Source organism: Haloactinospora alba (assembly GCF_006717075.1).
GTDB classification, from domain to species: domain Bacteria; phylum Actinomycetota; class Actinomycetes; order Streptosporangiales; family Streptosporangiaceae; genus Haloactinospora; species Haloactinospora alba.
The window spans coordinates 2628259-2640504 of record NZ_VFQC01000001.1 but is presented as its reverse complement, the minus strand read 5'-3'; the positions used below and the strand labels follow the sequence as shown (position 1 = coordinate 2640504).

At 70.4% G+C, this 12246-nt stretch carries 9 protein-coding genes; 4 read left to right on the top strand and 5 right to left on the bottom strand.

Features of this window, described 5'->3' with window-relative positions; translation table 11 throughout:
- Window positions 1-82 precede the first annotated feature (82 nt).
- Both secA2 and FHX37_RS11830 read left to right on the top strand, forming a co-directional pair.
- Window positions 83-2398, top strand: coding sequence for an accessory Sec system translocase SecA2 (secA2, locus tag FHX37_RS11835; protein WP_141923947.1), 2316 nt, complete (start codon window positions 83-85; stop codon window positions 2396-2398).
- Between the two features lie 295 nt (window positions 2399-2693).
- Window positions 2694-2963: a DUF6406 domain-containing protein gene (locus FHX37_RS11830; protein ID WP_141923946.1), complete on the top strand. Its 270-nt coding sequence runs from the start codon at window positions 2694-2696 to the stop codon at window positions 2961-2963.
- Between the two features lie 409 nt (window positions 2964-3372).
- Here FHX37_RS11830 and FHX37_RS11825 read toward each other — a convergent pair whose 3' ends face one another.
- The 4 genes from FHX37_RS11825 to FHX37_RS11810 form a co-directional block, all read right to left on the bottom strand.
- Entirely contained in the window at window positions 3373-4611 is a 1239-nt protein-coding gene (locus FHX37_RS11825; protein ID WP_246062254.1) for a serine hydrolase domain-containing protein, read from the bottom strand.
- 66 nt (window positions 4612-4677) lie between these two features.
- Complete coding sequence (locus FHX37_RS11820) at window positions 4678-5385, bottom strand: TetR/AcrR family transcriptional regulator (RefSeq protein ID WP_211351809.1); 708 nt, start codon at window positions 5383-5385, stop codon at window positions 4678-4680.
- A 526-nt stretch (window positions 5386-5911) separates the two neighbouring features.
- Window positions 5912-6835: a cytochrome d ubiquinol oxidase subunit II gene (locus FHX37_RS11815; protein ID WP_141923945.1), complete on the bottom strand. Its 924-nt coding sequence runs from the start codon at window positions 6833-6835 to the stop codon at window positions 5912-5914.
- Between the two features lie 14 nt (window positions 6836-6849).
- On the bottom strand, window positions 6850-8085 hold the full coding sequence (locus FHX37_RS11810) for a cytochrome ubiquinol oxidase subunit I (protein ID WP_141923944.1): 1236 nt from the start codon (window positions 8083-8085) through the stop codon (window positions 6850-6852).
- A 369-nt stretch (window positions 8086-8454) separates the two neighbouring features.
- Here FHX37_RS11810 and FHX37_RS11805 point away from each other — a divergent pair, with 369 nt between their 5' ends.
- Complete coding sequence (locus FHX37_RS11805) at window positions 8455-9138, top strand: hypothetical protein (protein ID WP_141923943.1); 684 nt, start codon at window positions 8455-8457, stop codon at window positions 9136-9138.
- A gap of 223 nt (window positions 9139-9361) precedes the next feature.
- Here the strand turns inward: FHX37_RS11805 and FHX37_RS11800 are convergent, their stop codons facing one another.
- On the bottom strand, window positions 9362-10207 hold the full coding sequence (locus tag FHX37_RS11800; protein ID WP_141923942.1) for a spermidine synthase: 846 nt from the start codon (window positions 10205-10207) through the stop codon (window positions 9362-9364).
- Between the two features lie 254 nt (window positions 10208-10461).
- Between FHX37_RS11800 and FHX37_RS11795 the strand changes: the two genes are divergently transcribed.
- On the top strand, window positions 10462-12243 hold the full coding sequence (locus tag FHX37_RS11795) for a proline--tRNA ligase (protein ID WP_211351808.1): 1782 nt from the start codon (window positions 10462-10464) through the stop codon (window positions 12241-12243).
- The last annotated feature ends 3 nt before the right edge of the window (window positions 12244-12246 follow it).

Genomic DNA, 12246 nt, shown 5'->3' with positions numbered 1-12246 from the left:
CCGGACAAGTGTCGAACCCCGGGGTGAACACCGGGAACGCACAGCGCCCCGTCAGCGTTACCCTTGGGTGGTGTTCGGACGAATGGCTGAGAGCGTCCGCCGGCTGCTGGGGAAGCCCGGCGCGGCGGATCTGCGCCCCTATACCAAGCTCCTGGAACCGATCGAGGCCCGTGAGCCCGAACTGCGGGAACTCACCCGCGACGAGCTCACCGACCGGGCCGCCGAGCTCGGCAACGCCGAGCTTCCCTACGAACGCGCCGATCTGATCGAACTGTGCGCCCTGGGACGGGAGGTCGCCCGGCGCACGCTGGACGAGCGCCCCTACGACGTCCAACTGCTCGGGGTCATGGCCCTGCTCGACGGGCACATCACCGAGATGGCCACCGGTGAGGGCAAGACGCTCTCCGGGGCGTTGGCTGCCGCCGGATTCGCCCTCCGGGGGCAGGGCGTGCACGTCCTCAGCGTCAACGACTACCTGGCGAGGCGGGACGCGGAGTGGATGCGCCCCCTCTACGAACTCCTGGGCGTCGCCGTGTCCTGGGTGGGCGAGGAGTCCACCCGCGAGGAGCGCGCGAACGCGTACTCGGCCGACGTCACCTACGCCTCGGTCAGCGAGCTCGGGTTCGACGTGCTGCGCGACCGGATGGTCACCGAGGAGAACGAACGCGTCCTCGGCGAGGCCAGCGTCGCGCTGATCGACGAGGCCGACTCCGTCCTCGTCGACGAGGCGCGGGTTCCGCTGGTCCTCGCCGGAGCCGCGGAGAGCTCGAGCGCCGACGTGGAGATGGCCGAACTCGTACGCGGCCTGACCCCCCGGCTCCACTACGAGGTGGACGACGAGGGGCGCAACGTCCAGCTCACGGATGCCGGCATCGACGAGGTCGAGCGCGAGCTGGGCGACATCGACCTCTACTCCGAGGACGACACGTCGGTGCTCCCCCGGGTCAACCTCGCACTCCACGCCCACGTTTTGCTGCAGCGCGACGTGCACTACGTGGTGCGTGAGGGCGGGATCCAGCTGATCAACGAGTCGCGGGGCCGGATCGCGCTGCTGCAGCGCTGGCCGGACGGCCTGCAGGCGGCCGTGGAGGCGAAGGAGCGGGTTGCGGCCTCCGACACCGGGGAGGTGCTGGACTCGATCACCGTCCAGGCGCTGGCGGTGCGTTACCCGACGCTGTGCGGCATGACCGGAACCGCTATGGCCGTTGCCGAGCAGCTGCGCGAGTTCTACGAACTCGAGGTCGCCGTCATCCCGCCGAACAAGCCGTGTGTCCGTACCGACGGGGTCGGGAGACTGTACGCCACCCGGGAGGAGAAGGAGGACGGGCTGGTCGCCGAGGTCACCTCGGCACACGCCACCGGGCGCCCCATCCTCATCGGGACCCAGGACGTCGCCGAGTCCGAGGCGCTGGCGAAGCGGCTCCACGCCGAAGGGCTCGACTGCGTCGTGCTCAACGCCAAGAACGACGCGGACGAGGCGTCCATCATCGCCGAGGCCGGAACCTACGGCGCGATCACGGTGTCCACCCAGATGGCCGGACGCGGTACCGACATCCGGCTCGGCGGCAGCGACATGAGCGACCGGGAACGGGTGGTGGAGGCCGGCGGTCTCTACGTCATGGGTTTCGGGCGCTATCCCAGCAGCCGGCTGGACGACCAGCTCCGCGGCCGCGCCGGCCGGCAGGGCGACCCCGGAAGCTCGACCTTCTTCGTCAGCGCCGACGACGAGCTCATCGCCACCAACGCGCCCGATGTCCGCAACTACGCCGTGAACGCCGACGGGGAGATCACCGACCCCGGATGGCCCCCCATGGTCGACCACGCGCAGCGTGTCGCACAGGGGCAACTGGTTGAGGCGCACCGCAACACCTGGCGGTACAACAAACTCATCGACGTCCAACGTGGTGTGGTACTGGAGCATCGCGAAGCCGTACTCCGCGAGAACCTGGGGGACCGGCAGCTCGCGGTCGACTGCCCGACGCGGCACGCCGACCTGGTGGCCGAGGTCGGCGCGGAGGAGGTCGCGCGCGCGGCCCGGCTGATCACCCTCTACCACCTCGACCGGGGATGGACCGACCACAACGCGTTCCTGGCGGAGCTCAGGGAGGGGATCCACCTGCGCTTCCTGGGACGCCGGGATCCGCTGGACGAGTTCAACCGGGACGCGGTGCCCGCGTTCAAGGGCTTCCTGGACGAGGCCAGGGCGCGCGCCGCGGAAACGTTCGGACAGGCCGAAGCGGTTGACGGCCGTATCGACGTCACGGCGCTGGGAATCAAACGCCCGTCCATGACCTGGACGTACATGGTCCACGACCACCCCTTCAGCAGCGCGCTGGAGACGTTCGCCGGAAAGGTCAGAACCGCGCTGGGGCAGCCTCCGCGTTCCCCCTCGGCATAGGAACGGCATTACTGGGCCCGTCGCCCCGGGGCGACGGGCCCAGTAATGCCCGAACCGGATGTCCCCGCGCTCCCGCGGCCGGCATTCCTCTCCCGCGCCGCCGTCTCCGCGACGGGGAGAAAGCGCTTTCCCGGAGAGGAGAGGGCGGAAACGGCACGACGCATCCATAGGCAACCGCACATCCGAACGGTAAAGTCGGGTGCTCCGCGCAGATATGTCACGGACGGATTGTGTCGGTGCGTTTCGGGATACTCATTGCCGGGCGGAACGTTCGGATAGCGGGAGAGGGGCGGACGTGGCTCACGAGATCGGCGCGCAGGAAACCGTCGGTTACGGCCGCAACGACCGGTTCGAGGGTGGGCCTGTGGGTGGCGGCCGGTTCTGGACCGACGATTCGGGGAATCCCGTCGCCAAAATCGGCGGCCCGAGCGAATGGCGTCTGAACACTATGATCGACGTGCGAGTGGGGGACACTTTCACGGTGAGCCAACAGGTGTGGAAAATAACGGATATCGTGGACGCCGATTCTCCCGGCGCATATCTGGTGGCGGTCCGAATCGGGTGACCTTCCCGGGGAGGGGCCGTGTGCGGGTTTTCGCTGGTCCGCGCGGACGGGGTGTTTTCCTCCCGAACATTACCGATCCCGGTCCGGTCCAACCGGCTGGGGCTCAGGACCCACAGGAAGCAGGGACATTATTTGGGACCGGTGTGGGTCTTCCGGAACTCGCCGTTGGGGCGGAGAATTCTTCGTGAGCGGTGCGGTTCCGGAAGTGAAAACGGAATCGTTGCCGGCGGCGTCCGTACGCATCCCTGTTCCGCTCACCGGGTGCGTGCTGGGTTCGGACGCAGCCGACCGGACAGCCGCGCAGCCGTGCTTTCTGCCATTCCCCGCGGCTGCGTGTCCTCCCCACCCGGTCGGACCCGCCCTGCGGCAGCGTGCCGCAGGGCGGCGCCAGCGGGGTGCGCGGGCGACGTCAGTCCTCCGATTTCCCCACACTGTCGTAGACCGCTTTGACGAGCCGCATGGCGCGCAATCCGCCGGACATTTCGGCCCCTGTCCGGTTCATTACGTACCCCAGGGAGATTCCCCGCTCGATATCGGCCAGTCCGATCGACCCGCCGAATCCGGTGTGCCCGAACGCCCCGCCCTGTGCCGCCCGGGGAACGGCGAAGACCAGGGACGGGCGCATGAAACCGAGTCCGAACGAGCTGTCCATGCACAGCACGTTGTCCGGCCCGTTCACTCGGGGAGTGATCGCGTTCCGCAGGGTGTCCGGTTCCAGGATCCGGCCGGCGAGCAGGTTCCGGTAGAAACCGGCGAGCCCGTGGGCGGTCGTGACGAGCCCCGCCGCCGGCCATCCCGCCGCGAGGACGTCCCGGTTGTTGAACCGGCCCGTGACCCCGTTGACGTCGGGGCTGCGCATGCTGCGGGACAGGGCGCTGAGCGGGTCGCCGGCGGCCTCGGCCAGGCGTGCCGCCGCGCTGCCGCTCTCCTCTGGGGGCTTTCCGTGCGTGGCGGCTCCCGTTCCCGAGGACGGGGCCTGCTGCTCGGATCCCGACGCACCGGAGCCCGACGTCAGCCGTGCCGTGCGCTCGACGACCGTGTCGGGAGCGCCGACCCACAGGTCCAGACCCAGCGGATCCGCGATCTCCTCCGACACGTACCGGCCGACGGTGCGGCCGTCCATCCTGCGCACCATCTCCCCGGCGAGCCAACCGAAGGTGTAGGTGTGGTAGCCGTGTCCGGTGCCCGGTTCCCACTCCGGTGCCTGGTCCGCGAGCAGGTCCGCCATCGCCTTCGGGTCAGCGGCCTGGGCCACCGACACGTCCCGTGCGAAAGCGGGAAGACCGCTCTGGTGCGACAGCAGGTGCTCTCCGGTCACCCTCTCCTTGCCCCGGGCGCCGAATTCCGGCCACCAGGAGGAGACCGGGGCCGTGAGGTCGTAGCCCCGGTGCTCGGCCACCCGGAGCGCCGCGGCAGCGGTCATCGCCTTGGTGCACGAGAAGGCGAAGCACGGGGTGTCGCGCGTCCACGCCCGTCCCGTCCTGTGGTCGGCGACCCCGCCCCACAGATCGGCGACGAGCTCGTCGCCGACGTATACGGACAGCGCCGCACCGGTCTCCAACCCGCGGGCGAAGTTCTTCGCGAAGACATCCCGCACCCGGCCGAATCCCGGGGCGTGTGTTCCGTGCACCTCGGTGTTCTCGACCACGGTCACCTCTTTCGACTGCCGGTCCGGACCGGGCCACGAGCCTACACTCCCGGTCTCCGGGACGGTTTACGGCGTCTCGTCATCCCCGTCGGCGCTGATACCGGCGAGGAGCACGGTGATGGTGTGCCGGGCGAGTTCGGAGGTGGCGGATTTCCCGTCGGGCTGGTGCCAACGCACGCTGCCCCGGATGCTGTCCCGCAGCATCAGACAGGTGAGCTCGGGATCGATGTCCGACCGGAACACGCCTCTGCTCTGGCCGTCGGTGAGTACACCGGTCCAGATCCGCTGGATGTCGCGTTCGGTCGTGTGCAGGTAGTCGAATCGCGGGAGCTGCCGCAGGTAGTTCCAGTCGTTGTGCAGCACGGTGGCGGCGGAACGGTGACTGTCGAGGGCGGAGTAGGAGGCCCGGACCAGGCGGGCGAGGACCTCGCGAGGGTCGCCGCCCTGCGCCTCCGCCGTCCGGTAGGCGTCCACCACGCTGGTGAGGAAGGACGAGAGGATGTCGTCGACGATCGACTCCTTGGAGTCGAAATGGTGGTACAGACTGCCGGAGAGGATCCCCGCCTCGTCGGCGATCTCGCGGACCGTGGTCGACTGGAACCCCTTCCTGGCGAACAGCTCGGCGGCGATGTGCACGAGGTTCGCCCGCCGTTGGGACGCGAGCGGGGAAGCGGACCGTTGCTGGCGCTGGTACCCCCTGTGCTCACTGGACGGGATCGGGGCAGCGACACTGGCCTCTGGAAACGGCGGACGTTCGTGGGGTGAGCTATGCACGCTTTCCAGTATGGGAGCGTCGCGCCGCGTGCCTCTTCGGATACGAGCACGATATGTGTCACACCGGTCCCCGCGGCGGTTGGGCGTTCCACTCAGGAGAAGCGGTCGGCTTCCGGGACCGCCCCCGACGCGTCCCGTGACCGGCGGAACGCACCGGTGACTGAGGTGCCCGCGCACGGGCTGTCGTCCGGAAGAGAGCAACCCGTGCGCGTTCGTAGGGGGAGAAACTAGCCGCAGCCGCCGGAGCAGGAGCACGGGCCGCCGCTCTGGCAGCCGCACGAGCAACCGGGGCCGCAACTGCAGCCGGCAGCGGACGGTGTGTGGACGGTCTCGGGCACGGTCTTTCCTCCTTTGGCCACGCCTGTTCCGGTCACCGGACAGGCCGCGCGAGTACGGATGCGATTCCGAGCGACGAACCGTCGCCAGTAACCGGATGCCCGTTCTCGCGAGCCGCTACGCATACTTTCCGCCGTTCGGGGCTCCCGGGCGCGCTGCCTCCGTTCGGGTGCGCCCGTACCCAGCGGGTTCACGCGAAGAACCCGGGCGTGCTGGCGGGGCGGCGTGACAATCGGTAAAGCCATATCTGCCCGACAGCCATGACCGGAACCAGGGGAAGCAGGGTGGTTCCCACCAGTGCCAGGGTCTGCGGGGGAGCGGCCGGTGTGGGCAGTCCGGCGGACAGGGCTGTCACCAGCGGTGGGATGGCCACCGCCAGTGCCGACGTGGTCCCCGACCACCGCGGCCCGGAGAGTCCGGAGGCCACGGCCAGGACCGCCACCAGCACCGCGGCACCCGCCGCCGCTGGCAGAAGCCGTTCCGGACCGGCTCCGGGGAGGAACGCGGCACCCGTCGCCAGCGCCGTGGCCACCACTCCGCCGCGCGCGAGCGTGCGGGTCAGTCTGGCAGCGGCGTCGGCGCTTTCCGCCCTGCCCGCGGCGTGCTCGGGAGGGACGAGACGCTCGGCCCCGAACGCGGCCCCGCGCAGCGCCAACAGGAGGACCGTGGTGAGCGTGTAGAACACGGTCGCCGGACCGGGCCGGCCACCGGTCAACAGGTCCGCCAGCACCAGCCCCAACCCCACGGCGAGGGCCCAGCTCCCCACCACCACGGCCGTGTCACAGGCATGCCGCCAGGCCGCGGTGCGGGAGCGGGACCGCAGCCACAGCCCGGCGTCCCGCGACAGCCACCCCGGCAGGAGCACCAGCAGCACCACAGCGGCCGGGAGGCGGCTCTCCACCTCGGGAAAGAGCCCCACCATCATCCCGACGGTCGCGACGAGCCACACCTCGGTTCCCAGGAAGTACGGTGCGATCGCGGCGACCAGACGGCGGCGGTCACCGGCGGTGCGGGCGAGGTGGGGCATGAGCATACCGAGGCCGACATCGCATCCGGCGAGGACGAAGTAACCCACTGTCAGGCTGGTGAGGGCGAGGGCGGCGGGGTGTTCCATCGTGGTCTCCCTGCTCAGAGAACGGGCTCGGGCGGTTGCGTTCCGTCGGTGTGTTCGGTGTGTTCGGTGGGCGGTGCGAGCGGGCCGCCGTACGGCCCCCGCCGGGCGAAACGCACCAGCAGCCGGTAGGTGACCGTTGCCAGGACGAGGAAGGCGAGCGTGAACAGGAGGGCCGAGGCGGCCGCCGCTCCCGCGGACATCTCCGTACGGGCGTCGGCGGTGGTGAGCAGGTGTGTCACCGCCCAGGGCTGGCGGTCGGTCTCCCGGTAGACCCAGCCGCCGATGCTGGCGGTGAACGCGAGAACGGGGGAGAACACCAGGGTCCAGTGGAACCAGCGCCACCGCCGTAACCCGCCCAGCAGCCACACCACGGCACCGACGCCGGCGACCCCGACGACCAGCAGCCAGCTCAGCACCATCACGGCGTAGCCGAGGTGACCGAACACCGCCGCTGTCGCCGTCGCCCCGTAGGCGTCCTCGATTCGCGCGATCTCCGTGGCGCTGTAGGTGAGACCGCTGGCTGGCGGAGGGCGCTGGTCGAGAACGTGCTGGGAACCACCCAGCGCCACGGTGGGGAGGGCGGCAGCCGTGATCACGGCGAGACCACTGTGGACACCGCGGCGGTAGATCCCGTGCGGGTCGTGGCCCCGACTCAGGTGGTAGGCGCTCACGGCGGCGGTGACCAGCCCGCCCAACAGCAGCGCGCTCACCGTCACGTGACCGAAAGCGAGCAGCGCCGCGGGGTTGGTGAGGACGGCTGTGCCGTCCTGCATCCGAATGCCGCTCGGATGGCGCAGGAAACCGTTGGCGACAAGCACCCAGAACGCTGAGGCGTAGGCGGTCGCGGTGACCACCGCGAGGCAGGACAGGTGCGTCCAGCGGCCCATCCGGTCCCACCCGAACACCCACAGCCCCAGGAACGTGGACTCGAGGAAGAAGGCTCCCATCGTCTCCACCGCCAGCGGGGCCCCGAAGGTGTACCCGAAGACCTCGTTGAGGCCCTTCCACCCGGTCGCGAGCTGCAACTCCATGACGATCCCGGACAGCACCCCCATCCCGTAGTTCACGACATAGAGGCCTCCCCAGAACCGCACCCCCAGCATCCGCCCCGCGTCGCCACGCAGGGTCGCGCTGAGCTGGCCGAACAGGAGGAACGGCGCCAGTCCCAGAGTGAAGGCCACGAACAGGTAGTGCGTTCCCGCGGTCAGCGCGAACTGCAGCCGTGCCAGAAGCAGGGGATCGTCGACCATGCCGGTTCCGTCTCGTGGGGTGCGGGGACAGCGGGTACGGACGAAAGCGTCCCCGACCGCCCGCGGCGCGGGCGTCGTCCCCGGGGGGACTCCCGCGCTACGACTCCGGGAGTGCCGACGGCGCCCGGGCTACCGCCATGGGAGTAGGAGGGCCCGCTCCCGGGGCAGCCGCCCCTGGCGGCGCGTTCCGCGACGCCGGTGGCACGGGCCGGAACGGTACGTGACGCGCGCGGGAGTGCGTCCGCGGCCAACCGGGGCGGCCGGGTGGGAACGGCGAGCCGGGTGCGCTCGTCCCATACACGCCACCGACGTACCGGTACGGTCGGCACACCGCAGTGCCATCGACGACGAGGAGCGCGAGATCCAGTGATGGGCGTCCCACCTCCCGAGCCCGCGCACGGCCCGCAACCGGACATGCACGGCTATGTGCTGTCCATGCCGTTCCCCGTGGCGGCCCCGCAACTGCGGGTCGCTCTCACCGGCGATCCGAGCTCCCTGGGAACGGAGATGCTGGCGTACTCGGTGAACCCCCACCTGACGGCGCTCGTCTGCTACCAGACGCAGCCGTCCTCCTACGAGGCGATGGTGCTGGACAAGCGGTACCTGCAGGCGTGGGGGGTCAGCAAGCAGGACGTGTGGTTCACCGCCCTGAGGAACATGGCCCAGGACCCCGTGGACGGGCAGACGTACCAGACCACCGCCGACACCCCGGTGCACGTTGTCCACGGCCTCACCTGGCCCGGCTCGGCACACGTGATGCGCCTGGCGGAACTCGCCCGGGAACCGCTGCCCTACGGGGCCATCGTGATGCTGCCGGACCCCAACGTCCTCGTCTACGCCGTACTGCGCAGCAAACGGTCGATACCGTTGCTGCCCTTCCTGTACCAGACCTTCCGGAGCCTCGACCGGGGGGAGGCGATCACCGACCAGATGATCTGGTGGCGCGGCGGGAAGCTCTCCTGCATGCCCACCCGCAGCGACCCCGCCGGCGGACTGCAGCTCCAGCACACCGACGAGTTCTCCGCCATGCTCGAACGCGAGCTTCCCCCCTGAACCGTCCGGGCCCCTCCGGTGGAGGCTGCCGCCACGAGCGCTGCGGGGCCGGCGCGGTACACCGGAGTACCAGGTCCTGTTTTTCGGGCGCTTGTCCTGCTGCGCGCCGCCCCGGGACACCGCCCGGCGGGGTCGGCGGAGGGTCCGCTCCGCCTCCCTGACCGGCCGTGCCGGGCGGCACGGGAGAAGCCGCTCGCGACGAACAGCGTCCGGAAAACAGGACCTAACGTAGGAACGCGTCCTCCGGCGGCGCCGGGGAGGCCTCGGCGTCGGCATCGTGCACCGGCCGTGCCCCCGACGCGAAACGGTCCAGCTCCGCGCCTTCCAGGAGGCGCGCCATGTCGGGGTCGTGGTGGGCACGGTGCGCGAGCTCCCCGACGGGCAGCGAACCGTCCGAGGCGACCAGTACGAGGTTGCCGAACCTCCGCCCGCGCAGCACCCGTGGTTCGGCGAGGAGAGCGACCTCGGAGAACACCGCGGACGCGGTGGCGACCTGGGACCGCACGTGCCGCATCCGGTGACCGTCACCGATGTTGAACGCCGCTAGCCCGGTACCCCGCAGCACCCGTGCCACCTCGGAGTGGAACTCCACCGAGGTCAGGGCGGCCGGGGTGCGCGCGCCCGCGAAGACGTCGCACACGAGCAGGTCGGCACTCGCCGTCTGGCGCTGCGCCAACCAGGTGCGCGCGTCCTGGATACCGACCCGGATGCGCAGTTCCCGCCCCCAGGGAAGCTCCGACCGGACCCGTTCCACGAGTTCGGGGTTGTCGTCCACGGCGCGCTGCCGGGAGCCCGGCCTGGTGGCGGCGATGTAGCGGGGGAGCGTGAGCGCTCCCGCGCCGAGGTGCAGCGCCGCGATCGGCGCCCCCTCAGGGGCGGTGAGGTCGGCGACGTGGGCCAGCCGCCGCACGTACTCGAAGTCCAGGTAGGTGGGGTCGGAAAGGTCGACGTGGGACTGCGGTGTCCCGTCCGCCACCAGGATCCAGGCGTCGCTCCGGTCCGCGTCCCGCATCACCCGTACGTCCGGGCGCTCCGACGGGCCCGCGTCCCCGGTCTCGTGCCCACCCATGGCGCTCCCGTCCGAATCGGTTCCCAACTGTCCGCCGGCCGCGTTGCCACCCGCGACCCGAGGCGTCGCCTCCCACTGGGGAAACGGTACTCCCTCGTGCCTCCCGCGCCGCGACGGAGCCGAGCTGCTCGGGACGGCGGGGGCCGGTCCGGGAGGCCGCCGCGCGGAACGCGGCTGCGAGCGTGTCCGTGTCCCAGTAGCCTGGAACTTCCCAATCGCAATCGTGTTATCCCCATCGCTACTGAGGAGCGGCCGTGCTGCTGCGGATGTCGACCCTGTTCCTACGCACCCTGCGCGAGGATCCCGCCGACGCCGAGGTGCCCAGCCACAAACTGTTGGCCCGCGGCGGATACGTGCGTCGCGCCGCCCCCGGCGTCTACTCCTGGATGCCGCTCGGAAAGATGGTGCTGGACAACGTGGCCGACGTCATCCGCGCGGAGATGTCCCGCATCGGGGCCCAGGAGGTGCTGCTGCCCGCCCTGCTCCCCCGGGAGCTCTACGAGGCCAGCGGGCGGTGGACCGAGTACGGGGACCTGTTGTTCCGCCTGCAGGACCGGAAGGGCGCCGACTACCTCCTCGGCCCCACGCACGAGGAACTGTTCGCCGACCTCGTCAAGGGGGAGTACTCCTCCTACAAGGACTTCCCCGTCTTCCTCTACCAGATCCAGGAGAAGTTCCGGGACGAGGCGCGTCCCCGCGCCGGCATCCTGCGCGGACGCGAGTTCCACATGAAGGACTCCTACTCCTTCGACATCGACGACGAGGGGCTGCAGCGTTCCTACGAGCTGCACCGGGACGCCTACGTCCGGATCTTCGACCAGCTGGGACTGGACTACGCCGTCGTCTCCGCGACGTCCGGTGCCATGGGAGGGAGCCTCTCCGAGGAGTTCCTGGCCGAGACACCCACCGGTGAGGACACCTTCGTCCGCAGCACCGGTTCCGACTACGCCGCCAACGTCGAGGCGGTACGGGTGGCGGCCCCTCCCGCGGTGCCGGTCGAGGGCCAGCCCGAGGCGCAGGTGCACCACACACCGGACACGCCGACGATCGACACCCTGGTCGAGTTCATGAACAACGCCGGGTTGGGCAGGTCGTTCACCGCCGCCGACACCCTGAAGAACGTGCTCGTCAAGACCCGCGCCCCGGGTGAGGACGAGTGGCAGATCCTCGGTGTCGGGGTTCCCGGGGACCGGGACGTGGACATGAAGCGGCTGGAAGCGGCGCTGGACCCGCACGAGGTGGCGCTGCTGGACGAGGCCGACTTCGCCGCCAACCCGTTCCTGGTGAAGGGCTACGTGGGGCCCACCGCGTTGACGCAGAACAAGCTCCGCTACCTCGTGGACCCGCGGGTGGCGGAGGGAACCCGGTGGGTCACCGGCGCGGACCAGGTCGACCACCACGTGGTCGACCTGGTCTGTGGACGCGATTTCACACCGGACGGCGTGGTCGACGCGGCCGAGGTGCGGGAGGGCGACCCCGCACCGGACGGGCAGGGCACGTTGTACACCGCGCGCGGCATAGAGCTCGGGCACGTGTTCCAGCTCGGCCGGAAGTACGCCGACGCGGCGGAACTGGACGCCCTGGGCCCGGACGGGAAGCCCAAGCGCGTCACCATGGGCTCCTACGGGATCGGCGTCTCCCGCGTCGTCGCGGCGATCGTCGAGCAGTCCCACGACGAGAAGGGCATCGTGTGGCCCCGCCGTGTGGCTCCCGCGGACGTCCACGTGGTCGGCACCGGCAAGGGGGACCAGGTCGCCACCGCGGTGCGGTTGGCGGAGGACCTCGAGAAGGCCGGCCTCCGGGTGCTGGTGGACGACCGCAAGGGCGTGTCCCCCGGCGTGAAGTTCACCGACGCCGAGCTGCTCGGCGTTCCCACCGCGCTGATCGTCGGCAAGGGCCTCGACGACGGGGTGCTCGAGCTGCGGGATCGCAGGAGCGGGGAGCGGACGGAGATCGCGCTCGACTCGGCGGTGGCGACGGTCGTCGAGGCGGCCGGTCGTGAGGCTGCGGACCGTGAGGCGGTGAGCCGGGTGTGAGGC

Coding starts and splice junctions, on each gene's coding strand:
- FHX37_RS11815 (WP_141923945.1), bottom strand. CDS start 6,835: ATGGAACACCCCGCCGCCCTCGCCCTCACCAGCCTGACAGTGGGTTAC.
- FHX37_RS11810 (WP_141923944.1), bottom strand. CDS start 8,085: ATGGTCGACGATCCCCTGCTTCTGGCACGGCTGCAGTTCGCGCTGACC.
- FHX37_RS11800 (WP_141923942.1), bottom strand. CDS start 10,207: ATGGGTGGGCACGAGACCGGGGACGCGGGCCCGTCGGAGCGCCCGGAC.
- secA2 (WP_141923947.1), top strand. CDS start 83: ATGGCTGAGAGCGTCCGCCGGCTGCTGGGGAAGCCCGGCGCGGCGGAT.
- FHX37_RS11805 (WP_141923943.1), top strand. CDS start 8,455: ATGGGCGTCCCACCTCCCGAGCCCGCGCACGGCCCGCAACCGGACATG.